This window comes from Neobacillus sp. SAB-20_R2A, from assembly GCF_049568635.1.
In the GTDB taxonomy this organism is placed as follows: Bacteria; Bacillota; Bacilli; order Bacillales; family Cytobacillaceae; genus Neobacillus; species Neobacillus citreus.
In genome coordinates this window covers 3,344,276-3,368,412 of the sequence record NZ_CP145895.1, presented here as the reverse complement: position 1 = coordinate 3,368,412, position 24,137 = coordinate 3,344,276, and the positions used below count along the sequence as shown (strand labels likewise).

The following is a 24,137-nucleotide window of genomic DNA, read 5'->3' as shown; positions in this document are numbered from 1 at the left end:
GATTAGAGTAGGCCTTATGGTTTTTCTCAGAATAAACCGAAACAGCAGCACCCTAATGGGATGCTGCTGTTTCGGTTTATTAAGTGTGCTTAATAGTTCGGCCAAGTACAGTCCTTTTTATAATAGGTTTTCTTTAATTTTCCAACCAGATCCTAAGTGGAGAGTGAGGGCTGCCGTTCGATTGGCTTTTATTATTTGGTTTTTCGTAAATCCAAATATTGAACGGTCTTACCATCACGATCAATCTGAACAATCAATTGGCTTTTATTAAGTGTATAAATCATTTGTTCACAACTAGCACTCTCATAGCAGGTATCGGTCTTTATTTCATTTGGGTTTCCATAAATATCGAGGATTTTGTTTTTGTCAGTGGGGATGGAAGTGGTTGTTAGAAATTCTGGGTATACTTGCAGCTGTTCAATGGAATCATTGGCTGCATTAAAGCTTATACGGACCCCGGCACCTTCGTTTTGATAATAAAGCGACCTTGTATTCTTATCATCCTCTGTTTTGGTTGGCTGACCGAATTTTTTAAGGAGCTGATTGTAAGAAGTTCCTAGTGTGATTCCGTTTATATGAAGTGGCTTCTCAGATAAAAGAAAAGCATCTTTAATCCCGATAGCCTTTACCTTTTTCATCATTTTCTCCGCATTGGATTTCTTGGAAAATACACCAGCTTGAACTCGATAGAGGTTTTTACCATTAATGACTTTTTTAACGACGATCGCGTCAATTCCTTTCTTTTTCAAAAAAGCAACTCGTTTATCTGCGTTCGTTTTCTTGCTAAATGATCCAGCGATGACAACATATAATGGTTTGGTTTGTTCAAAATCTGGAATCAATAACTTTTGGCCGGCAATAATCTTGTTGCTGGTCAGTTGGTTGTATTCCTTTAAATCATCAACGGAAATATGGTATTTTTTCGAAATGCTATATAATGTGTCTCCTTTCTTTATAACAATATAATTGTCCTTAGCGAATGTGTTCTCCTGACCGAAATAAAATACCGACCCGATCAACAATGTACAAAGGACAGCCTGCAGGAACCGTTTGAATTTTTTCATTTTATTTTCACCTCATTTATTTTGACGAGGAAAAAACCATTTTGATTCTGATAAATAAGCCCAATTATTATCGAAAAATAAAAAATGGGTACATGATATCATTCTGATCTATAGGTTATATGAGCCCGAACCGCAGATTTAATCAATCATTGAGGCACATAGAAAGGTTATATGAGCCCTAACTGCAGATTAAACAAGCGTTGGGGCGCATAGAAAGGTTATATGAGCCCAAACCGCAGATTTAATCAATCATTGAGGCGCATAGAAAGGCTATATGAGCCCGAACCGCAGATTTAAACAAGCGTTGGGGCGCATAGAAAGGTTATATGAGCCCGAACCGCAGATTTAAACAAGCGTTGGGGCGCATAGAAAGGTTATATGAGCCTGGACCACAGATTTAATCAATCAATGGGGCGTATAGAAAGGTTATATGAGCCCGAATCGCAGATTTAAACAAGAGTTGGGGCGCATAGAAAGGTTATATGAGCCCGAACTGCAAATATTATCAAGTCTCGGAGCGCATAGAAAGGTAATAAATGACTGGGAGTAAGTTTCGCAAAATTTAAATAATTTTCACTTCCGCCAGCATATTTCCTTAGAAAAAAAACTTATAATGAAGATAATCGATTTTTTCATGGAAATGGAGTTGGCGAGAACATGAAGCATGTTGTCATCACAGGTAGTACAAGAGGAATTGGTTATGGACTGGCCAGGGAATTTTTACTGGCGGGATGCAAGGTAACGATAAACGGACAATCCCAGGAAAGTGTCGATAAAGCATTGCAAAACCTAAGAGAAATGAATTCTGAGAATGTTGAAGGATTTGCGGCAAGTACCGATAACCGGGACGAATTGGAACAATTGTGGAATTATGCCGAGAAACATTTTGGTACCATTGATATTTGGATTAATAATGCAGGAATTGACCAGGAGAGAAAGTTTTTTTGGGAAATGGCCGAAGAAGAGTTCGATAAAGTGATTTGCACGAATCTTAAAGGTGTTATGAATGGCTGCCATGTTGCCTTTAATCATATGCTAAAACAAGGTTCCGGCCAAATTTTTAACATGGAGGGCTTTGGCAGCAACGGAATGATGCGCGAAAAGATGACGTTATATGGGACATCCAAAAGTGCCGTCAGCTATTTTACCCGCTCTTTGGCGATTGAGGCAAAGCAGACTAATATAAAAGTAGGTACGTTAAGTCCTGGAATGGTCACTACAGATTTTCTACGAAAATCGCTTGATGAACACAACCGGAAAATCTTCAACATCTTGGGCGATAAGGTCGAACCAGTAACGAAATTCCTTACCGCGAAAGTGCTAGAAAATCAAGCCAATGATGCAAAAATCCAATGGCTGACCAAACCAAAGGTAATGTGGCGATTTGCCAAATCTATGATTAGTAAACGGGATATCTTTAAATAATTTTTGATTTTCATCTATTAAAAAGTGCTTTATAAAACGGCTAAAGGGTTTACCATTTTTGGTAGACCTATTTTTTAATTTAGCCTAAGTTAAGGAAAAAAATGTATAATCTAATAAGATGGGCCATGTAAAATGGTAAAGTACTGCGAATCTTAGGGAAAGTATCATAAGTTATTAAAAATACACAACACTAAATAAATCATAATAATATTATGTTAACTAGTCCAACTGACATAGATTATATTTAATTTAAGACTAGAATGGTAGTTAAAATGAGAGGTAGGATAGCAAATGCCTGATCACAAAGAGGAAACCCAAAAAAACGACCAGCAAGACAAAACATATACACTTCTAGGTCCGGATAAGAAACCTTATCAGAGTAAAATTCCAGGTACATACGGTGGCCACAAGAAAACAAAAGTCTACGGACGTATGGATTGTCCGGCCGCATTACGGGCGATTGCCAAAGGGGGCTATGTGCAGAATCGCGTTTTTTTTGCGGACGAGGAGACCGCGATTGCAGCAGGATTCAGGTCATGTGCATCATGCCTTCGAGAAAAATATACGGCATGGAAAGAAAGACAAAAGCTTCAGAATCCTAATCGATAAGGAGATTTTCCCATGCATTCAAAAATGGAGGAATTGTTAGATTTCGAGGATAATTGGCTGGACAGGGAAGGCCTGGACGAAGGTGACGGAAGGAATGTATGGCTGGAGGAAGGAATTAGGTTATACACACGATTTCAGGAACTCGATAGAAAAGAACCGAGGTATTCGATTATGCTCGCCAATCTTTACCTTCAATTGGGGCGCGATGAAAAAATGCGCAGGGGCAACTATCGGAGGGCCTACGAGATATTACGAAGGGCAACCACATATAGCCCCGATAAACCCGATGCCTTTTACCATTTATCCTTTATCTTGGCTGAAGAGGATCGAAAGTGGGAAGCGGTCTTATTTTATGGCAAAGAAGCGTTGGAAAAGGGAATAGACGGCAGTAGACGAATCAAACTATTATGTAACCTGGCTCTAGCCTATATAAGAATCGGATACCCGCGAAAAGGTGAGGACCTGATTAGGGAAGCATCTACCTTAGATGTGAAAAAAGAACAACTTTGGTTCATCGAACTATATAGGGATAAGATGAAAAAGAGACAAATGGAGCCCATCCTTTTAAAGGGAAATGACGAAAAACGCAAGAGAATCACCCATCATGATATGGACCAAATCCTCGAAGATGCCATGAACGGAAAATACGTGGTTCTCAATCTGGCAGACTCTGAAAAACTTGTTTATGGGAGCAGCGATACCGTACGGCTGGAGCCGAAACAGGCAGAACTGCTCGGCTATTTAATCGACAACAAAGGAATCTATTGCGATAAAAACAGAATTGAAAAGGCGGTATGGAATGATCAAGTGTTAAATCCAGCCGTTGTCAAACGGTACATTGCGGGCATTCGAGGAAAATTAGCGCAGGCAATGGGCAGGAATGATATTAGACAGAGTGTATTAATAACAACCCGGAACGGCGAATATGTCTGGAATGCCGATATCCCGGCAAAAGTCCTCCGCAAGGGATAAAAATCCGGTTACGACCATCGTAACCGGATTTTTGTATATTTAAGGTGCAAAAGATAAGGGAGGATGATAAGCATGAACCTATTAAAATTAGAAATGATGACGGCGACAGAACGAATGGCAGAGGCATTAACAATGAGAGGGTTGTTTGTTGAAACGAAAGACGATTTCATCATTCTGGCAAAGGAAAACACCAACGCAGATATTGTGAAAACAAAAAGATTGCTAAATGACCTAGGAATACCGACGTTTTGGCAAGGAAACCAATTCCAGGTATTAGTGAGCCGGTTTCCGATTGCGGCGATGAAGAAGATCATCAACGTACCAGGCAGGGAATTTCCAGTCCATATGGAAGGCTATCATTTCAAATGGAGAGCCTTTGCCCAACGGCGATTTGGCATCAAAGTAAATGCTTTGGACCTCGATGCGAACATGGCCATGTTTGTCAAATCACTGAATCTAGCAGGGATTACGGCTCTTGCAGGCTGCAGCGGCCATCACCGTTACCAGCCAAACGTCCAGCTTTCAGGTGCCTATCAGGGAGCATGGTTTAAAGTAATCCAGGAGAAATATTTAAAAGGACTGAATCTCCATTATACATGGGAAGTCCATTTCTACAACGGATCAGGTTCCTGTATTAGGGCTGTGGAAACAGGGCGCTGGGACATGAGTTTGATTTATCAGGACACGGTGCAAATGGCCGAGGTGCTACAAAAATATGCTGCCGAGATTCGGGAAATCAAAAAATCCTCTTTTAAAAGCAGCAAAGAGATGAAAGAAACAGCCGGCAAACTACTAAAGGAAGAAAATGTAGACGTATTAATAGATTGGATGAAAGAACAAGCCGAAAAGCAGTTCAGCATGATCTGAACAAATTTGGATTGAAAGGATGGAGAGAATCATGAAAAGTACTCAAGATTATTCCGAACAAATAGTAACGTTAGCAGATTGGCTTCAGAAGTCTAAACACACAACAATCCTTACGGGCGCAGGGATGTCCACAGAATCCAACATCCCGGACTTTCGCTCGAAGGATGGCTGGTGGAACAATATAGATCCCAGAACGGTTGCCACCACCGAGGCGCTCGACAACCATTATGATTTATTTCATGAATTTTACAGTATGAGAATCAATCTGCTTGAAAGTTGCCTGCCGCATAGAGGGCATCATATATTAGCGGAATGGGAGCAGCAAGGTCTTTTACAAGCCATTTGTACACAGAACGTCGACGGCTTTCACAGCGCTGCCGGCAGCCAGCATGTATACGAACTTCACGGCTCCATCAACAAGTTCCGCTGTGCGGACTGTTCTAGGATCGTAAGCAAGGAGCAATTCCTGAACAAAGAGGGGTGCAGTCAATGCGGTGGCAAGCTCCGGCCAAATGTTGTCCTTTTTGGTGAAATGCTGCCGGAGGAAAGCTGGAGCGCTTCACTCTACCATATTCATCAGTCAGATCTTGTGATTGTGATCGGAACAAGCCTAGAAGTATACCCTGCCAGCCAACTGCCGCAAATGACCGAAGGAAAAACCGTTTATATTAACATGGAAATGAACGGAAAGAATCAAGACTTTAGTCTCGTCATTCAAGATAAGGCCGGAAATCTACTTGGAAAAGTCAATGAACTCATAGAAAAAATAGAATAATAATTTTCGGTTGGTAAAAGTAAAGGTGTACAAAAACTACTACCGCGGGAAATGCGAAGCGTTTACAACCTTTGAGGACATGTTTGAAAGGGACATAGCCGCGAAACCTTAGAACAAATAGTAAAATACTTTGAAGAAACTGTGTGTTTCATATTATGAGGAGGAAATAGAATCGGATATCCCTGATATAAAAAAGACTAAACGGCCTTATCCTATGGAATTTAGGGCTAAGGCCGCTTAGACCATTTTTTTATTTCCACTGTCTACTGGACAGCGGGCAGTTCAAAAATGAGAAGGGGGATCTATCTCTAGTTTTTAGAGATTAAAATAGACCCTACAGAATTGTCTTTTGAATTGCCATTAACACGTACTTTTAAACCATAATTAGGGACATTTCGGCCTGCATCAGGCATAAACGTATTCAAGTATGATTTGCTATCGTCAAATAGAGATACAGCAGGTTGACTTGGGAAAATGATGTTATAGGCTGGATATGAAATATCTAATCCCGATGTAGGATTTAATCCGAACGCAGCATCCGCAATATGGAAACGAGTAACTGCTTCCGCACCAGTGGTTAATTTAATGCTTTTTCCTAAATGAGCATCAACTACACCTAAGAATCCATCCCCAGGATGACCACCTACAGGACCTGTAAAGTTGTCAGTGAAGCTGTCATCAACATACCAAACTACTAAACCAGCATCATAACTCATCAAGGATTTACCACGTTTAATATGGGCTAGACCTTGGTCAACACCTTGATGGTTACGCCATTCAAGTAAGTAATAATGATTGGCGTATACATTACCATCGAATTTGTTGAAGCCGTTATGTGTAAATGTGGATGCTGAGCCTTCTCCGCCTTCATCAAGTACAGTAGCACCATCTGCAGTAACTTTTACGTTGTCCACGAAGAACCCAGTTTCACTATATCCCCAGTCAGTAATATAACGGAATTTTAATTGAATTTTCTTACCTGCATATGCGGATAAGTCAAAGTTTTGTTTTGTCCAGCCGTTGGAACTTCCTGTGAACCCTGGAAGGTTTCCCGGGATCGTAGGATAAACCCCACCTACAACACGAGAGGTTGTATTTGCGTTGGCGAGAGACTTCCATGTAGCGCCATTGTCTTCAGATACTTGGACAAAACCATAATCCCACTCATCTTCAATTTGGTACCAGGCGTCGAAGTCAAGCGCAGCAGAAGTCTTTCCAGTTAAATCAACGGTCGTTACCATGCTATTATCAATTTCATCCCCATTGCCTCCCCAGAAAGAGAAATTCCCAGTTTTAGGAGCCAACAAGAATTTTTTCTTCTGTGGTAAATTCACACGGATTGCCTGGTTATTTTTACCAAGTGGTGAATTCGCTTGATCAAGCAAGAACTGTGTTCCTTTTGAATTCAAATCTTCAAAATGAATTGCAGTTGGGGCAGTCCATTTACCGCCAAGTGTTGCTTGGAAATATTGTTTGGCAAATGGAGAGAATCCAGTAGGCTCTGCACCAGGGATCGCTCCAGCCCAAGAACCGCTTGCCATAATGGACCAATAACCAATTGCTTCACCAGCTCCAGTATACTGAGTGTCATACTCATCAGGAAGACCTAAGTCATGTCCATATTCATGAGCAAATACTCCGGTAGCTCCATCTTCTGGCATCATTGTATAATCATAGAATCCTGGCAATCCTTGACCAAGTCCATCTGGATCATAGAATACAGCGGAACGGTGTGACCAAATAGAATCATCTTTTTGGGCGCCTCCACCAGCTTCCTGACCCATACCGGAATGGATGATTTGAAGGTGGTCTACTAAACCATCAGGCTCCCAAAAGTTCCCATCACCGTCTAGATCATGCGGATCCTCCAAATCATAATCTTGAAGAGGAATCCCAGCTGCTCTAGCAGCATTTAAAGTATCTTTTACTAATTGTTTTGAACCACCTGGTGCAACATTGTCATGGCCTGATTTTCCGTCTTTTCCATAAAATGCAAAGGTACCAGGAACTTCTAACCATCCATAGGCATTACCCTCAATGGTATAAGTTCCGCCAGATTGCTCTTCATAGAATTGTTTCTGGGAAATTTGGTCTTCACCTTTTGGTCCTTTATATTCTCCTTTATTTCCAAAAATCATTTTTTCAAAGTGTTCCTTTGTATAGTCAGAATAATAGTTATCCGTTTCATTTGGTTGAATTTGGTTGTGTTTTAGGTCGGAGAACTCTACCAACAGTGTTAATAGTTTCCCTTTTTTCTGTACCCCTGGAGATTTCCCTTCCTTTACATTTAGACCGTATTTGTTGCCATTTCCATTCATCATTCCGTTGTTAAACTCTTTAAAAGCGTTATGTTTTTTTGCATCGCCCGCTTTTACTTTGGCAGCTATTGGATCAGGATCTTTTGCCTTATCTTCCTTCCCCTTTTGGACTAAATAGTTATGCAAGGCTTCTTGCTTTTCAGCTGCGGTTGCATCTTTGCTGATAAGTCCGCGGTTAATGAGTGATTCTAGTAATTTGTCCTCATTCATAACGGATAAGTCAATGGAACCGTAAGAATGAGAGAGAGCAGCAGGACTCTTATGTAATAATTCCCCGCTTACTGGACTAGCATAGTTGCCTGGAAAGCCGGCAAAAAGTGTGCCTGCCATTACGGCAGTGGATAGCCCCGTTTTTAATAGTTTCTTCAAGTTAATCCCCCTTTTTTATTTACAATTAAGCGCTTACAAAAATAATAATATTTCGAAAATTGAAATAAGACAACCTTTATTGTTCGGCAACTTCCGACATTTAGAAGCATTTATTAAGAAGGGTTTCAAAAAAACACTTGATTAAGTTATTGAAGCAATGGAAGAAAAGGAAATCTTAGGTAAGAAGTAACACTGTTATGTAAGAGAGATGCAGTCAAATCGCTGGCAAGCTCCGGCCAAATGTTGTCCTTTTTGGTGAAATGCTGCCGGAGGAGAGCTGGAGCGCATCACTCTCGCATATTCATAAGTCAGATCTTGTGATAGTGATCGGAACAAGCCTGGAGGTCTACCCTGCCAGCCAACTGCCGCAAATGACAGCAGGCAAAACGGTCTATATTAACACCGAAACGAACGGAAAGAATCAAGACTTTAGTCTCGTTATTCAGGATAAGGCAGGAAATGTACTTGCAAAAGTAAACGAAATCATAGAATAAAAAGAAAAATAATTTTCTGAGTATAGTAACTTTTTCCTATTAACCATGTTATACTAGTAATGCAATTGTATAAATAAGGAAGCGCAACAAAGAGTCACGGAAAGCCATTTCACTCGTTTTCTTTGCCGACATCACATGTATTACTATACTAATATGAATATACATGTATCTATTTGACTACTTCCATTCTTTGTTTGGAGTAGTTTTTTTAAATTTTGTTTTCAGAAATATTAGAACTTTTATACCCTTGGGAGTGTTAAAAAATGGAGAAGGAAATATGGAAATGGATATTGGATACTTTTCCGGATGATGGAATTGCCAATATTGCGGACAATATGATGATCAAAATAAAAGGTTTTCGCCAGTTAAATCCCCAGCAAGCAAATTTCAAAATGGTGAGAAACAGAATCATAAAGGAAGCGCTTAATCAAAAGAATAGCAAAAAACTATATTATTTCTTTGATTCTCTCATCGAAGACCGTCCCGAAATCGAGTCGTTAAGAGGGAAAAGTATCGAGGAGCTTTTACAGGTGCTAGAAGAGGAAGGGCTGTATCCATCCATCTTACTTGGGGTGCTGCTGTCCAGTGAGGATGAGGAAGATCATGGGAAGGCTCAGCAAATATATATAAAACTTAAAGAGGAAGAAAAACTCGACCTACTGGAAAAGCAAGTGGATGAAAAGCTTGCGAATGAAGAGGAAGTGGACGAGCAGGAAATCTTGGAACAGCTGCAAAAGGGGCTAAAAACGGCACTCAAGGAAATCGAGAGGCTGGAAAAGAAACTGAAGAAACTGGAACAAAAAAACGAGGAGCTAAAGACAAAAGAGGCAAGCAGTCAAACAAGCCTCAAAAATGAAAGGAAAGAATGGAAAACCGAGAAAAAGGCATTCCAGCAGGAAATTCATTCCCTTAAAGCGGAGATAGGCACGGTGCGTAATGATTCGAAGACAGCTTCAGCTGAAAAGGAAGAATTAAATAAAAAGTTAACTAAGCAAACAGAAACAATGAAGTTGAAGGATGAAGAGATTAATAGGCTTCATGCACGCGTCGTCAAATTAGAAACAGATTTAGAGAATCAAAATAATCAGGAAAAATCAGGTAGTGACAAGATAAAGGTTACGATGATTGGTGACCCTTATTCAAGCCGATTACAGAAGTATGACAAATTTGAACTGACCATTTTAAAAGGTTCAGAGTTTCAGGAAGAAGAAGGGCAAACAGTATTGGATCATGCCGACCAAGTCTGGCTCCTGACTTACAAAATCCCAAGAAGCGTTCAAAAACGAGTAAAATCCGTTGTGAAGAACAAACAAACGAAGGAATTTGCGACATTTGCCGACTTGGAAGACCATATGCTGAAGGGGATGATTTAACATGAACAAAACATGGAACACCAACTTGATCGGCGTCCTTGCCAGTGAGGAATCGGTACAATATGCACTGCGTAAAAAAGCCATTTTTAAAAATGTGCAAGATGTCCTGCAGTTTTATATAAGGATCATCAGTAAAACGCCAAACAGCTTCCCTTCTATTAAATTGATTACTTTCTTTGGGACAGATTTGGAAAAATGGGGCTTTGAAGGAAATCATCTAGAGGAAACGGAAGGCAGGAGGGCGGTCTATCGCTTTCTCGAGGATAACCTTCTGGTATTCAAACCGCAGCAGAAAATCCGCTACGATGGACAGGAAGTTTTTGACGGTACAAACCTGATCCTCATTCCAAAATCGGAAAGGTATCATGAGGGGGTAAGTTTAACGCCGATGCCGATCTTTTCGGAAGGGGAGCATGGCATGACGCAGGAAGAATTTGAGCTGCGGCTGCAAGCGGGGGAATGGGTGGGGAAAATTGCTGGCATTTCCCATGAACAAAAGGACACACCGGAATATATCTTGTGGAAAACCAGTGATTCAGTTTACACCGTTTATGGTGAGTTTTCCGGACACCATTACGGGGAGGAAGGGTTTTCCTTTACCAGGAATAAGCTTTTGAAATCGGCTCCTTTTGATGAAGAGTGGCTCGATGATTGTTACGAGGTTGATCATACAATGTTCGTACCGCACGAAATCTTTACGTACATCGATGGGACCATTGAAGCGGCGGAGCATTTGGAAATTCCTTATCGGAAATCGCCCTACATGGAAGAAACGGAGCGTCGTCTGGCGGCTGCACAAGTACTAAGTCCCGACCCTGTGATAACGGTTGACCGGAACCGCATGTCAGAAGCGGAATTGATGCAGGAATTCATCCGAACCACGACGGAACAGGGACTGCTTTATGACAAAAAGGATCTCTATAACTTTCATACAGCAATGAAATCTTCCAACCTGGTCATCTTGGCCGGGATGAGCGGAACGGGTAAATCGAAGCTGGTCCAAGCCTATGCACGGGCATTGGGGCTTACGGACGATTATCAGATGACATTGGTACCTGTCCGGCCTGCCTGGACGGATGATGCGGATGTTATTGGATATGCGGATACACTCAATAAAGAGTACCGGCCGGGAGACTCCGGTGTCATCAATGCTCTCATGAGTGCGAAGGACAACAGCAACAAGCTTCATATCATCTGCTTTGACGAGATGAACCTGGCACGAGTGGAGCATTACTTTTCGCAATTCCTTTCGGTGCTGGAGATGGAGGCCGGACCAAACAGGGGCTTAAGGCTATATAATGACGATTTGAAAAGCCAGCTGAAGAATTCATCGATGTATCCGCCCATCATCCCTATCGGTGATAACGTCATCTTCGTTGGAACGGTCAACCTGGATGAATCCACCTACCATTTTTCCGACAAGGTCCTGGATCGTGCGAATGTGATTACACTTAATGTTCTTTCGTTTGACAGTCTTATGATGTTGACGAAAGAGATGAGGGAAACAACAAAGCCTGCTGGAGGGAACGGAACCGTTACCTTAGATCTGTTCGACAGCTACCGTGACAAAACCAAGGATATTCATATGAAGGAAAGTGAATTGGCCCTGTTATGGGAAATCCATACCGAGCTGCAGAAGATCAATAAAAACCTGGGGGTCGGCCCAAGAATTGTCAGGCAAATCGATCAATATCTCAAGAACCTACCTAATAGCAGCTGCTTCACGAGGGAAGAGGCATTCGATAAACAAGTGGTGCAACGAATCCTAACCAAGGTAAGGGGGCCGGAGGATCTCTTGAAAAGGTTCATCGGTATGTACGATCCTGTCACAGAGAACATTGAATCAAGCATCCTGGGTGACCTATTGGACAAGTACGATGAGGTGTCCGAGTTCTACGACACCCGGAATGTCCTGGTCCAAAAGGCGAAAGAGCTGAAGTACAATGGCTATACCCTCTAATGGATTTGAAGTCATTTTTAACCAAAGACTAGGGAATCAGGACAACCCCATCACAGCAGGATCATTTTTTACGGATGAACATGATTTTTTTGAAAAAAGGGACGAATCCTCCATCGAAATAAAGGAATATTTAGCCGTATCTATCACTTTTCGTTCCAATAGGAAGGATGCCCAGTTCTTCATGGATGGATTGGATACCCTTCCTGAGCCGAATCTGAAAACCGATTCGCAAGTAGGGGAAGTATACCTTTCGCCTTCTGAAAATCCTGTCATCCTGTTCGATCATAATGATGAATATTACCCGCTGATTCCAGGGCATTATCGGATGATGGTGATTTATGATGGGAACAGGTATTACAGCTGGGTGAAGGTTGTTCCAAAGCAGCTCGAGGAATCACAGTGGGAACAGATGAAGCAGGAAGTGGAACAGGAATTAAACGGTTTGGCAAGGGAACTGCTGCTGAAAAAAACAGACCTGGATACCAGGATGGACAAAATCCCATTAGGGCTGCTGGAGCAATTTTTCGTGATTAACAAGCGATTTTCCTCGGTAATGGCGGCGTTGACTGATTTGTATCGAAAAGTCAATTTTCGAATCAATAAAGGCTATACCTTTGTTGCAAAGGAGAGAACTAGAGTTATAGACGATAAAACCATTCGTCATGCCGCCTTCCGCCCGAATAATGAACAGACCTTCAAGGCGCCCGTCAGTGAGGTGACCTATGATCTGCCGGAAAACCGTCTAGTCAAAAAAATCATGGAGTCCATTTCCAAAACGTTGACCGGCTTTATCGAGAGTGTCGAAAGGACGGCGGGGAGCCTTACGGATCATCATTCTGCGAGTCCTTTCGAAACTTTTCCACAAAAGGATATCACGCTGCTGGAACTTGAAAAATTAAGCAGGATTGCCGGAAAGATGCGGGGAGCCATCCAGTGGATCAAGACAGCACCATGGTATGAAAGTGTCGGAGTTTATCGAGAATCAAGCATCCCAAATGTAATGAACAGCGATCCCAGGTACCGTGCGATTTACCAGCTATATCGAGAACTCCATCAGGAGAAAAGCGAAGTTCGAACTTATCCATCCTATACTTATCAGTGGAAACGTTCAGATAAGCTCTATGAGATTTGGGGATATATCCAGTTCATTAAGGCACTCACGGGAGATGAATTAGCGTTTTCTCCTAAGAGCGGATGGATTTTCAATGAAGACTTCGGCAAAAACGATGGATCCATTCCATCGCTTCCTGCCAACACGGAGGTAGTAATGAAGAAGGACAACCTGAAAATCGTGTTAGTCTATGAAGGACACCTGCCGACACAGAGCAGGCTTGCGACAGCGAAAAAACCCTTATATACAAGGGGAACGCACACCACTCCGGATGTAAGGCTGGATGTCTATAAAGTGGATATCTTTATTGGCAGTATCATCGTCGATTTTAAGTACCGGCCAAGAAATAAGATTTGGGACGAAAATCTTATTTACAGCCAAAGGCAGAATGAGGTCATGCGGCAGCTGGTCAGCTATAGTGACAATATTCAATCGAACCTTCTGTTTGGAGACGTCGAGAACCCGCTCATCAGCCGGTTCAGCCCGGTTCAGGAGGTATGGGCCGTTTATCCGAACCGCTTCGGTGCATCGAGAAGTCACGAATATGCTGATCATAAAGTGTGTTTAGTAGAACTGACACCAGGTCAATTGAATGAGCTTCTTGTTGATAAAATTAGGGAAGGTATTGATCGTCTTTTGAAGACGAGTGAACTGATAATGGGTACTGCTTTCAAAGAGAGTTCCTCGGATCATACCGTGGTTCCGGAAATGGTTTGAATACACTTTACTGGCATCAACAATGTAGCTAGGAAATTAAAAGCGAAGGCGATTGAACCAATCTACCTTCGCTTTTTTCACTATACAGTTTGTAGTCCCACAATGTCTTTAAACACTCTGCCCACTTCATAGTCTGATTTTGAGAATACATCCTTAATAGCACAGCAAAGTGAGAAAACCAGTTCGGATCCTTCCGACTGTTCGAATTCTATATTAAAATGTTCCATTAAGAAATAGCCCATATCCCATCTTGCTCGATAGTTATTGTTTTCCATATAAAAATCTCTTAACTTAAATAATTTTCCTGCAAGCTCCACTTTTTCTGGGTTCTTTGCCAAGTAAATATTAAGTTCATTTGAAAATTGTTCTTTATCCTTTATATATACAGAAGAGAATAGCTTTCTGCAAAACTCAAACTCCAAGGAAGGCCCTATTAATTTTGCATATCCGCTTTTTAAAAACTTACCAAAGGCAAATAATGCTCGGTCCATTTTACTGATTCTATTGATTCTTTCCGTTTGGTTTTGTATATCGTTTAGTTTTTCATGAATAAACGGAAGGTAGGTCTCAAAATAGAAATCATTTATATTTTTTAGTTCAGAAATTTCTCTAATTACCCCAGTTTTGATAAATTGATATGCTCGATATGTATGTTGGTCAAAGATAGGATAATAGTCTGGTTTAGTAATATGTAGAAGAAATATTTGCCAAACACCTGATTTGTTCATAAAGCCCTGGATTTCTTCTTTAATTCTTTGTGTACTCGATTGTTTCAATTCATTTATGAACTCAACCCGGTCACAAATGTCCTTCACAATTTCACTTTTCTTCCCACTTAATGTCATTCCATTCTTCCAAATAAACAAATCCAATATGTCATCAGTCGCAAAACTTTGTTTATGGATGTTTCGAAAATATAAATTATTACCCTCCGCGTGCTTAGGACGATAAGAATAGAGTGATTCCCAGAATAAGATAAATTCTTCGAAACTAGCAGCATCTTCAGTTTTTAAAATTGGATACATAGGATCACCTTATTTCGCTTTTAATAGATAGCCATATTTATCAAGTACCGGCAGGGGATTTAACGGCTTAACGGCGCCTCTTAAATATTTATTGATGATAAATGTCAATTGTGTGTTCTTTGAAGAGTCTTTTTTTATAGAAAAAGTAAAATCAATCACAAAATCGAAGGAACCTTCATCGTCCTGTTCAACTTCAATGAAACTTTTAGCGGGGACTTTTCCTAGTACTTTGCTATGTCGGGAAGTTTGGATAATCTCATCATCATCTGTCATAAAACCGCCAGTTTCATAGGACAATTCCTCAATTTCTGTTTCAGTATTATTAACAAAATAAACAGTGTAATAAAAACCATCCGGGTCGGTTGGACGATCTTTGCAGACTGCTAAAAAATAGTCCATACTCCATACCTCCTTTTTCCTTATATACCTGAATAACCAAATTATTGCATATTTTTGATAAAAAGAAATGCCGAATTTGGTAAATCTAAAATATTTGCCAAATTTTCAATGGTGTTTGTATGAAAAAATAAAGCTTGTATATAACATAGCAGGGATGGTGAATCCACAGTAGAATTTATCCTCCTTTTAACCTATAATTCCCTAGTGTATTATGGTAAAATATTCATATGGATTTGGGAACTTTTAAGAGTAGTTGGTGAAAGAAACTAAACTCTTGAAAGGAGGGTTTTACACTTATTACATACCGCATTCAGAAGAAAAGAAACAGACTAATAGTCAACACAGGGGGACACAATGGCTAAGCCAAAAGAACTAAAACGTCTTAAGAAAACATTGGATTCCTTTCGCAAATTGCCAATTCTTAAAGGGGAAGAGTTTGAATATTATCATCAACGTGCTAAGTTTTTGCTAGACCAATTGGGGCAGCAGGAACTTCGAATTACGGTAGTTGGGGAGTTTAGCTCAGGAAAATCCACTTTTTTGAATGCGTTAATCGGTATGGATGTCCTGCCGCATGCCGTCAGCGAGACGACTGCCACTGTTACGTACATACATAATGTTAAGCAGGATCATCCGTTTATAAACAAAATGGTAATATCATTTTTTGATAAAAGGGATCCGATTGAACTTGATATTGTAAATGATCCGCTTGCCTTAAAGAATTTTGTTACGACCATGTCAAGTGAATACCAGGTTGTCAAGGACGTGGAATCGGTGAATCTTTATTTGAACTTTCCATTTACGGACGAACCAATTGTGTTTATCGATACACCTGGTCTAAACGGAATGGAAGAGGGGCATTTTGATCGGACTCTTTCTGAAATCCAGAGGGCACATGCGAGCATTTTCCTCTTTCAAATACGGGGCTTGTCGGATACCACAAAGGACATGTACAAGCTGCTCACCCAATATCAGCATTCTTTTCTATATGTCATGAATTTTATTGATGAACTGAAAGCAGATGAAGGGGAAACGGTTGAAGGGAAACTAAATGAATTAAAATTTGAACTGGAAAAATTAAGCTCCAATGAAGTGCAGAACTTGTTTGGGATTTCTGCCCTTAAGGCGCTTGCTTATAAAGATGCGAACGTGAAACGCTTATACGCAACAGATATGAAAGACCTGACAGACGAGGAGCGAAAAACTCTTTGGAAACCTTCGAGATTTGCAGAATTTGAAGATTATCTCTGGAATACCGTGATTCTTGGAGAAAAACAACAGATGATTGAATCCACATTTCAACATGGAGTCATTTCGTTAATAGACGAACTTTCCAATCATCTGCAAGACCTGTCTTCCATATTTGAATTAAATGTACAAACCGGTGAAAGACAGCAATTGGTGGAGAGAATCGAAGGGAGCGAAACCAGGTTCGATAAAAACTGGGAAAGCATCTCCCAATTTCTTGATAGCCGGCAAATCGACACTGAGGATATGTTCTCTTCAAAAATAAAATCGGACACTAATAAGCTGGAAACGAAAATAAGAGAAGAAATTAAGAAGGAAACATACGATTCACTGGAAAGGGCGATTGAAGGTAACAAGTATCAAAAACTATTGCGATCAGACGTGCGTTCTTTGCAAAACTCCTATGAAGCAGCTCTTTGGAGTGTACTGGAGGATATCTATCAAAGCTCAATTTTAAAAGTGAAAAAATTTCATCCAACGGTATCGGTCGATTCAAAGAAGAAATTGCAATTTACGTTCCAGTTAGATGAAGAAGATTTTAATGATAAAGGTATTGGTCGTGAAATTGATCTGCTTCAAACGAAAAAACGTAATTACGAGCAAGAGCAGAATGAGGCAGAGCGAAAGATTATCAGCCTTACAAGTGAAGATAAAAGACTTCAAACCGACAAACAACACCTGGACAGAAAACGCTCAGCGATAGAGAGAGAAGTAAGGGAAAAGCAGCAGTCATTAGGGTCGGCACCAGCTGTTCGAGAATACTATGAAACTCGATATAAAACAGTCGAAAGACATGATTGGAGTCCGTTTAGATTATTTGGAAGCAAGTATAAAGAAGTCTCTTACGAGGCAAAGGTAACCGATACGAGTGCAAGAGACGAGTGGAGAAGGCAGAAGGACAAAATCGAAAAACAGTTTAAAAATGAGAGTGCCAAGCTAGATGTAGAAATAAACCTTTATCACCAGCGCAAGGAACGGGTACGCCAACAGCAGATGGAAAACAAAACCCGTCTCCAGCAGATTGAGCGGAAACTGCGGGAGATGCAATCCGACTTGAAAAACCTTGAACAGCTGAAAAAGGAAGTTTACGAGAAAGCAAGGAACGAGTACATCGAGGTTCAAAAAAGGCAAATACTCACTTCCATTCAAGGAATCATCGAGAAAGAAATTATTCACAGTCTTCAAGGATCAATCAGAGAGAATCTGGACAGGAATATCCAAGTCATGAAGCCTATAATTCAATCCTATTATGAAAAATCGGCGCGAGCCTACAGGAAGCAGCTTCAATTATTGCTTTCGCAGATTGATCAAAAAGAAAATACGAAAGAACGTAAACAGGTTCAAGAAACAATTCAGCAGCTTACATTATTACAGAATAGTTTCAGGAAGGAGCAGCTTGTTTGAATTCCTATACAGCAGATTTTGAAAACAGGAAGAAAAAATTACTTCAATTATTAGAAATGAGCGCTGGGCACTTTTTAAAGTATGGGGCAGAGGAAAAGGTACATGCCCTTGAATCGTTAGCTGAAAGTGTCCGAAAGGGCGAATTTACCATTGTGGTGGTCGGGGAGTTCAGTGCAGGAAAGTCAACGTTCTTAAATGCCATCATGGGAGAAAAATATTTGCCTTCCTTTACAAGTGAAACCACGGCAACCATAAACTTTTTAAAACATTTTGGAAAATCACAGCATGGTCATGGCTTGGAAGTCCATTATCGAGATACAACAATTCCCCCTGCCTTTGCTGATGCGACTGAATCCGATATCAGAAAATATGTATCGACAGCAAGTGAGACGGATGTCGTAAAGGAAATCGATCATGTGAATTTGTTTTTAGATTCTCCTTTTCTAGAAAAAGGCGTCATGCTTGTCGATAGTCCAGGATTGAATGGAATCGCAGACGGGCATAGGCAGGTCACGAAGAATCAGGTCGAAAAGTCGCATGCCTGTATTTTTGTTTTTCGGGCGGATCAGCCTGGAAGTAAATCTGATTTCGAGGTTCTGACAGAACTGACAGACAAATTTGATACCATCATTCTCGTTTTAAATAAAATTGATAAAATCAAGCTTAGCGAAGAATCAGTTGAGGACGTAGTGGAACGGTTAATTGGAAACTATCGAAAAGTCTTTCCAGATAAACCATTACCGGAAATTTGGCCAATTGCATCCTATCCGGCATTAGTTGCGCGAAGCAGTAAAGCACTTGAATATCCGGAAGGCGGGAAGATTGATCATAGTGTTGAAGAAAAACAACATTATTTGGAGATTTCCAGACTTGAAGAATTTGAGAATAGGCTTTGGCGGTATTTGACTCAAGGTGAAAAAGCGAAAGAAGAGATGCTTGCACCTGTAATGAAAATGATTCACAGTCTCTCCTCAAGGCAGCAGTATATTGAAGACCGTATTCATGATTTAGAGAGCAAGAAGGATTCAACAGAGATTAAAGCACAAATGAGTGAGCTTGAAACGGAAATTGAAAAGCTTAACTTGGAAATCAGCAACAGCCAAGGTGAAATTTATCAGCAATTAACCGAAATAGTCAATGAAACTATTGAACATTTAAAAAGTGAAGCCCAGCACATAAAAACGAAGTATGAGAAAGAAGTGTCCGAATGGACAGATATGAACGACATCCAGAGTGAAGTCGAGTACATGAATCGTCTTATTACTCAAGAGTACTCTCAGGCCATCGAGAAGGTTTACAGTACGTTCCAAGATCAATTTCAAGAATTGATTCAAGGCCGTTATCGCCAATATTCGAATTCGGTCTTCACATCTGCAGAACAAAAGGATTTGTTCTCCGCACAGGCAGAAATTGCTGCAACAAAAGAACTGGATATGGATATATTCAATTTTTCAGTAGGACTAGATCGGTTTGAAGCAGAACGTAAGAATCTCCAAAAAGAGCTTAATGCATTAGAGGATGAACTGGACAAGGTAGAAGCCGATATGGTCAAGGCTGAAAGAGTTAGACTAAGTATTGAAACAGTAAAGGAAGATATCCAATATACTCGTGATAAAGAACGATATTTTGTAGAAGCTTTAGGACCGCGCCCTGAAGCAGTGATGAATAATAAAAAGGAACGGGTAAAGGAAAGCCGTGGAGGGGTCTTAGGCTTTGTTGCTGATATTTTAGTAGGAAAACGAAAAATTGATGTAGATCATCTCGAATATGATTACTCAATTCGACGTGAATACGACAAAGAAAGAGAAGCGATTCGAAATAAAATCATGAAGGAAGAAGATGAACTGGTGAACCAGCTGAAGGAACTTGAGCATAACCGGTCAACAGAAGAAGAATTCATGATTCGAAGAAGACAGATTGAACGAAGAAAACAGCAGGTACGTGATGAGCGCAAAGCCTACGAAGAACAATTTAGAGAAGAATTCCAGGAGAAAAATAGAAAAGCTTTAAGAAAAGTTAAAAATGAAATCGGTACCTACATTCGGGATTTACGAAGGGATACTGAAAAAGTCTTTATTGCTGAACTCAAGGAAAAGCGCAATCTCCTCGTAGACATCATCGTTGAAGTGATACACGAACAATTAAAACAGAAAGAGTTAAAAAAGCATGAGGATTTACGGCTGTTAGCAGAACAATTGGATTCCTCTGCACAAGAGAAGCAACGCCTAATACAGGAGTTTAATGAAGAATTAAGCGAACTTAAGCAATTATTGACGGAGGCTGTTTCCCTTGAACATGAACTTAAAATGATTGAGGCAGACAGAATTGAAAGGTAGGGGCACAGGAATGGAATCTGTACTACAACGTTATCAGCAAATTTCCGGTTATTTGCAGGATCAGCAAGCTTTAAAGACAATCACTACCCTAATAAATCAGGCAAGTTCTAAATCCTTTTTCATACCTGCTGTTGGCCAGTTTTCAGCAGGAAAATCACACATGTTTAATAATTTGCTAGGACGAAGGATTTTACCAACGAGAACTGTTGAAACAACAGCATTTGTCACCTTTATTCAATTTGCTGACGAAGAACTCGCAGTTGTCGAGACCGCAGATGGCAGCAGAATTGAGTTTTCGTTAGAACAATTGTTGTCTTTAAGTCAAGACCAAGATGATGATATGAAAACGTTCTTTGATAATCTGAATATTAAAGAAGAGGAAGTAAAAGCCATTCATGTCTATTTAAATAATGAATTGTTAAAGAATGGACTTGTCCTGATTGACACGCCAGGGGTCAATACTTTGATAAGCAGGCATGAAAATCATACACACTCTTTGCTGCCGCAAGCACAGGCTGTCCTTTATGTTCTCGGAAAAAGCATCACTGAAACAGACTTGGTCTTTATTGAACAAATCCATCGGATGGGCACTGAAATCATTTTTGTGAGGACGAAGCTGGATGAAATCAAAAAGACTGAAAATGAAACAGTTCAGTCTGTAATTGAAAAGGATATGCAAACTCTTCAAAGTCGATTAAATCAATCCGTACAATACTTTGGGATTACGAACGAAGAAACCCTGCTTTCCGATGCGGAATGGTATGAAAGGTTTCTTCAGTTTAAGTTCTATATTGCAGATGATTTTGCCGAGGATTTGGATAAAAAGAGGAAAGAAAGCATTGAGCGCAAGCTTCGCTTACTAAGTAACAGTTTGATTACCCAGCTTGAACAACGCAAACAGCAAAAACAGCAGATGGAGCAAGTGACACTCGAAGAGCTTGAAAATCAAATCAAACAGTTGAACCGTGAAATTGAAGGACTTATTTCTAATTCAAAAAATGCTCAGCGTAAAACGGAGGCTTCTTTTTCAATTGTAAAATCGGAAATCTTTGAAAGAGGACAAGACATATTTGATCGTGGACCGAATAAGTTCAAAAGCGAGCTTGCAGACCTTCACACGATTGATTCGCTTGAATTAGAAGGAGAGCAGATTGCCCGTAGATTGGTACAGGAGTCAACTGCGGAATTAAATGATGTAGTAACCCGGTCACTCGATCGCTTTTTACAAAGTACAACCGATGAATCGAATCAACTGCTTGAAAACATAAATGAGCAGCTCTCATTAAATGGGAAAGCCCGGATTAGCCTCAAGGTAGAGGCCCCAAGCATTCAAGATGTATTTGATGATGCAGATTATGTCTCCAAAAGAATAGAGGAACAATTGAAGGCCTATCAGTCAGATGGATTTTACGAACAAGAATTGGATTTGCAGCAGAAGCGTACAGAACTTATAGAACAGATCCAAGCCGTCAGAAATCGGTCTAACGCGGCAGAAAGACAATTATCAGAGCTCGATCCATATATTCCACAATACAAAGAAATTGTCTCCACCGAGAATGCCGAGACACTTGGACAAATCGGACAAATCTTAGACTGGGCTCTAGTATTTATGCCTAGCAAAGCTCCTGTTACATTAGCAAAAAGCCTGAATGCCGGCAAAACAGCAATCACTGCGGCTCAACAGGTCAGCAAACTGGACAAGGTGAAGGATGCCTTATATATGGTTAAGAATGTTCAGGAGAAAGCTAGAAAAGGGGAAATTGCCAAGGGTGTCCCAACGCCTCCAGGCATATTGGATATGATAACGGTGGAATATTGGTTCAAGCAGTTTGGACGAATGCTGGACGGTCCGCCGCAAATGGTAGAAGACTCAACGCATAGGATTGAATATGAACGCAGACAGCAGCAGCTTAAAGCGAAATACGATACGATTCGCCAGGAAGAGCTTCGGAGCTTGGAGCAGATGCGTTTATTGGATTCGCGTGAAGCAAAAATCAAAAAGGAAATCGAACTCCAGCAAAAGTATAAGAAACAGTTAGAAGAAGAATTGGCCAAAGAGCGTTCGAAGGAACAAAAAGAAGCTCTGCAAAGACAAGTATTGCTTTATCGTAAACAGCTCGTTCAGCATTTTGAGAAGGAGCTGAAATCAATCTATCAGCAGCAAGAGCAATTTTTGGAAACCTTCTTGCGGCAATTTCTGGAACAGCTGCCTGTCTCAATGTCCATGCGTATTCAAGAGGAGCTCAGAGCGCTTAAACAGCAACTTGAACAGGTAATGAAAGAAAAAGAAAACGTCGAGAAGCTAAATATGGAGTCGTTTAAAGAAATGGATGAGCATTTGGCTTGGCTTAAGAAGGCTTCACTCATTCAGGTATAGGACGAGTCTATTAATCTAAAAGCAGATGAAAATGGCTGGGTACTCTTCGAAAGAGCCCAGCCCAAAAGGATGTAAAGAGGAATGAACATGAATTGGATCCCATTATTAAAAAAGCAAAAACCAATCTTTTTTCTTGGCTGTAGAGGAATAGAACGTTATGGGTTATTTCGTGCGTTTTCCTCTCCTGGTTCAGTGCTGCAGCAATGGTGGCCATCTAATATGTCGGAATCCCCATCTGTTGCTTTTATTTTATATACGAACCCGTCACCGGATATCTTTTTTCTCACTAACGACGGGGAAATTAGAAGGAATAGCGGCAAAGAATCAACAAAGGCAGTTTTCTTGCCCGTTCGCCCAGGAATCATCCCAATAGGGACGATTTTCATCATACCGACTGCGATCGAGACTGAACAGGTTCCAATAATTCTTAAGCAAACAACATGGAACAATGTGCTTGCAGAATATGTATGGGTTGAAGGTTTCCCATATGGGAAAAACGAAAGCTTCCTTGCATTAGAACGGCTTCAGCTTGAAAGGCTCATCCATTATTCCAGGTTACAGGTTTATCTTGTTAAATCAGGACGAAAATTTGGCTATTCGGATCTTGGAAAAGAAGAAGAGGCAATTGCTCAAGCTGAAGCTTTTTTTACTGGGAAAAACATTTCCAACCGGATCCATCTCGTTTCCACTCCTCTTCAACAAGAGCAGCTTTTCTATTTATTTGGCGGAACAATCTCTTATAAGGATGAACTATTAAAAAGAAAAACAGATGAACTTATAAGTAGTAAGCGATATTTTGAAAATTTTTTTGAAATCGAATACGAAGATTTGTTGAATGATTTGAATTTAGTGCAACAGCTTAATGAATTGTTTTCATATGACAAATTCCAACGGGCAACTTCGACAAATCCGTATTCCCTTTGGATGAATCACTTGGACAAACATCTGCTGGTGAACGTGCACGATGGCTATATCAACTTTTGTATGTCCTTTATAAATACAATCAGTATATCGGAAGAAGATGCGAAAGCTAGAATTGACACCCTTTTGCATAACATCTGGAGCCGTTTAATAAACCGACTGAGAATCTACCAGCAGGAGACACCTATTTTACCGCCCAGGATAGAGGAATTGGATTATTTGCTTCAGATTAAAACAGTTAAAAATAAAATGAGCGAAGATATCAATCATATTTTGACATTTAAAGTGAAGAATGAACTTCACTCCTTTATCGAAGGCATGTACAGAACGTGGGACAACCTCAACTATGAATCTAAAGAAGCGAGGATCTAAC

17 protein-coding genes are annotated in these 24,137 nt (G+C 40.4%); 13 read left to right on the top strand and 4 right to left on the bottom strand.

Annotation, left to right across the window (positions count from 1 at the left end):
• Nucleotides 1-191: 191 nt before the first annotated feature.
• Entirely contained in the window at nt 192-1,064 is an 873-nt protein-coding gene (locus V5M37_RS16275) for a LysM peptidoglycan-binding domain-containing protein (protein ID WP_423798222.1), read from the bottom strand.
• Between the two features lie 657 nt (nt 1,065-1,721).
• Between V5M37_RS16275 and V5M37_RS16270 the strand changes: the two genes are divergently transcribed.
• The 5 genes from V5M37_RS16270 to V5M37_RS16250 all read left to right on the top strand — a co-directional run bounded on the left by V5M37_RS16270 (nt 1,722) and on the right by V5M37_RS16250 (nt 5,712).
• Nucleotides 1,722-2,489, top strand: a complete 768-nt coding sequence (locus V5M37_RS16270) for an SDR family oxidoreductase (RefSeq protein ID WP_423798221.1) — start codon at nt 1,722-1,724, stop codon at nt 2,487-2,489.
• Between the two features lie 291 nt (nt 2,490-2,780).
• Nucleotides 2,781-3,098, top strand: a complete 318-nt coding sequence (locus V5M37_RS16265) for an Ada metal-binding domain-containing protein (protein ID WP_423798220.1) — start codon at nt 2,781-2,783, stop codon at nt 3,096-3,098.
• Between the two features lie 12 nt (nt 3,099-3,110).
• Nucleotides 3,111-4,070, top strand: a complete 960-nt coding sequence (locus V5M37_RS16260; protein WP_423798219.1) for a winged helix-turn-helix domain-containing protein — start codon at nt 3,111-3,113, stop codon at nt 4,068-4,070.
• Between the two features lie 72 nt (nt 4,071-4,142).
• Nucleotides 4,143-4,937 (top strand): hypothetical protein, encoded by a 795-nt coding sequence (locus V5M37_RS16255; protein ID WP_423798218.1) that lies wholly within the window; start codon nt 4,143-4,145, stop codon nt 4,935-4,937.
• Between the two features lie 31 nt (nt 4,938-4,968).
• The gene (locus V5M37_RS16250) at nt 4,969-5,712 is read left to right on the top strand and encodes an SIR2 family NAD-dependent protein deacylase (protein ID WP_423798217.1); all 744 of its coding nucleotides are present in this window, start codon (nt 4,969-4,971) and stop codon (nt 5,710-5,712) included.
• Between the two features lie 308 nt (nt 5,713-6,020).
• Here V5M37_RS16250 and V5M37_RS16245 read toward each other — a convergent pair whose 3' ends face one another.
• The gene (locus V5M37_RS16245) at nt 6,021-8,399 is read right to left on the bottom strand and encodes an immune inhibitor A domain-containing protein (protein ID WP_423798216.1); all 2,379 of its coding nucleotides are present in this window, start codon (nt 8,397-8,399) and stop codon (nt 6,021-6,023) included.
• A gap of 218 nt (nt 8,400-8,617) precedes the next feature.
• On the opposite strand from V5M37_RS16245, the gene V5M37_RS16240 reads away from it, so the two are divergent.
• From V5M37_RS16240 to V5M37_RS16225, 4 genes are all read left to right on the top strand, one after another.
• Nucleotides 8,618-8,893, top strand: coding sequence for a Sir2 family NAD-dependent protein deacetylase (locus V5M37_RS16240; protein WP_423802635.1), 276 nt, complete (start codon nt 8,618-8,620; stop codon nt 8,891-8,893).
• Between the two features lie 263 nt (nt 8,894-9,156).
• Entirely contained in the window at nt 9,157-10,266 is a 1,110-nt protein-coding gene (locus V5M37_RS16235; protein WP_423798215.1) for a hypothetical protein, read from the top strand.
• A 1-nt stretch (nt 10,267) separates the two neighbouring features.
• Nucleotides 10,268-12,226 (top strand): McrB family protein, encoded by a 1,959-nt coding sequence (locus V5M37_RS16230; protein ID WP_423798214.1) that lies wholly within the window; start codon nt 10,268-10,270, stop codon nt 12,224-12,226.
• Complete coding sequence (locus V5M37_RS16225) at nt 12,210-14,054, top strand: DUF2357 domain-containing protein (RefSeq protein WP_423798213.1); 1,845 nt, start codon at nt 12,210-12,212, stop codon at nt 14,052-14,054. Before V5M37_RS16230 ends, V5M37_RS16225 begins: the two co-directional genes overlap by 17 nt.
• Before the next feature lie 80 nt (nt 14,055-14,134).
• On the opposite strand, the gene V5M37_RS16220 is transcribed toward V5M37_RS16225, so the two are convergent.
• Together V5M37_RS16220 and V5M37_RS16215 are read right to left on the bottom strand one after the other, a co-directional pair.
• Nucleotides 14,135-15,079 (bottom strand): hypothetical protein, encoded by a 945-nt coding sequence (locus V5M37_RS16220; RefSeq protein ID WP_423798212.1) that lies wholly within the window; start codon nt 15,077-15,079, stop codon nt 14,135-14,137.
• A 9-nt stretch (nt 15,080-15,088) separates the two neighbouring features.
• A complete protein-coding gene (locus tag V5M37_RS16215) occupies nt 15,089-15,478 on the bottom strand; it encodes a hypothetical protein (protein WP_423798211.1) in 390 nt (129 codons plus the stop codon).
• Between the two features lie 354 nt (nt 15,479-15,832).
• Here V5M37_RS16215 and V5M37_RS16210 point away from each other — a divergent pair, with 354 nt between their 5' ends.
• From V5M37_RS16210 to V5M37_RS16195, 4 genes are all read left to right on the top strand, one after another.
• A complete protein-coding gene (locus V5M37_RS16210; protein ID WP_423798210.1) occupies nt 15,833-18,130 on the top strand; it encodes a dynamin family protein in 2,298 nt (765 codons plus the stop codon).
• Nucleotides 18,127-20,466 carry a dynamin family protein gene (locus V5M37_RS16205; protein WP_423798209.1) on the top strand — a complete coding sequence of 780 codons (2,340 nt, stop codon included), beginning with the start codon at nt 18,127-18,129 and terminating at the stop codon, nt 20,464-20,466. The genes V5M37_RS16210 and V5M37_RS16205 overlap by 4 nt, the downstream gene beginning before the upstream one ends.
• Nucleotides 20,467-20,476: 10 nt before the next feature.
• Nucleotides 20,477-22,843, top strand: coding sequence for a dynamin family protein (locus tag V5M37_RS16200; RefSeq protein ID WP_423798208.1), 2,367 nt, complete (start codon nt 20,477-20,479; stop codon nt 22,841-22,843).
• An 87-nt stretch (nt 22,844-22,930) separates the two neighbouring features.
• The gene (locus tag V5M37_RS16195) at nt 22,931-24,136 is read left to right on the top strand and encodes a hypothetical protein (protein WP_423798207.1); all 1,206 of its coding nucleotides are present in this window, start codon (nt 22,931-22,933) and stop codon (nt 24,134-24,136) included.
• The last annotated feature ends 1 nt before the right edge of the window (nt 24,137 follow it).

Bases quoted from the DNA above. Each gene is read 5' to 3' on its own strand.
- V5M37_RS16275 (WP_423798222.1), bottom strand. From the start codon at position 1,064: ATGAAAAAATTCAAACGGTTCCTGCAGGCTGTCCTTTGTACATTGTTG.
- V5M37_RS16270 (WP_423798221.1), top strand. From the start codon at position 1,722: ATGAAGCATGTTGTCATCACAGGTAGTACAAGAGGAATTGGTTATGGA.
- V5M37_RS16265 (WP_423798220.1), top strand. From the start codon at position 2,781: ATGCCTGATCACAAAGAGGAAACCCAAAAAAACGACCAGCAAGACAAA.
- V5M37_RS16260 (WP_423798219.1), top strand. From the start codon at position 3,111: ATGCATTCAAAAATGGAGGAATTGTTAGATTTCGAGGATAATTGGCTG.
- V5M37_RS16255 (WP_423798218.1), top strand. From the start codon at position 4,143: ATGAACCTATTAAAATTAGAAATGATGACGGCGACAGAACGAATGGCA.
- V5M37_RS16250 (WP_423798217.1), top strand. From the start codon at position 4,969: ATGAAAAGTACTCAAGATTATTCCGAACAAATAGTAACGTTAGCAGAT.
- V5M37_RS16235 (WP_423798215.1), top strand. From the start codon at position 9,157: ATGGAGAAGGAAATATGGAAATGGATATTGGATACTTTTCCGGATGAT.
- V5M37_RS16230 (WP_423798214.1), top strand. From the start codon at position 10,268: ATGAACAAAACATGGAACACCAACTTGATCGGCGTCCTTGCCAGTGAG.
- V5M37_RS16225 (WP_423798213.1), top strand. From the start codon at position 12,210: ATGGCTATACCCTCTAATGGATTTGAAGTCATTTTTAACCAAAGACTA.
- V5M37_RS16220 (WP_423798212.1), bottom strand. From the start codon at position 15,079: ATGTATCCAATTTTAAAAACTGAAGATGCTGCTAGTTTCGAAGAATTT.
- V5M37_RS16215 (WP_423798211.1), bottom strand. From the start codon at position 15,478: ATGGACTATTTTTTAGCAGTCTGCAAAGATCGTCCAACCGACCCGGAT.
- V5M37_RS16210 (WP_423798210.1), top strand. From the start codon at position 15,833: ATGGCTAAGCCAAAAGAACTAAAACGTCTTAAGAAAACATTGGATTCC.
- V5M37_RS16200 (WP_423798208.1), top strand. From the start codon at position 20,477: ATGGAATCTGTACTACAACGTTATCAGCAAATTTCCGGTTATTTGCAG.
- V5M37_RS16195 (WP_423798207.1), top strand. From the start codon at position 22,931: ATGAATTGGATCCCATTATTAAAAAAGCAAAAACCAATCTTTTTTCTT.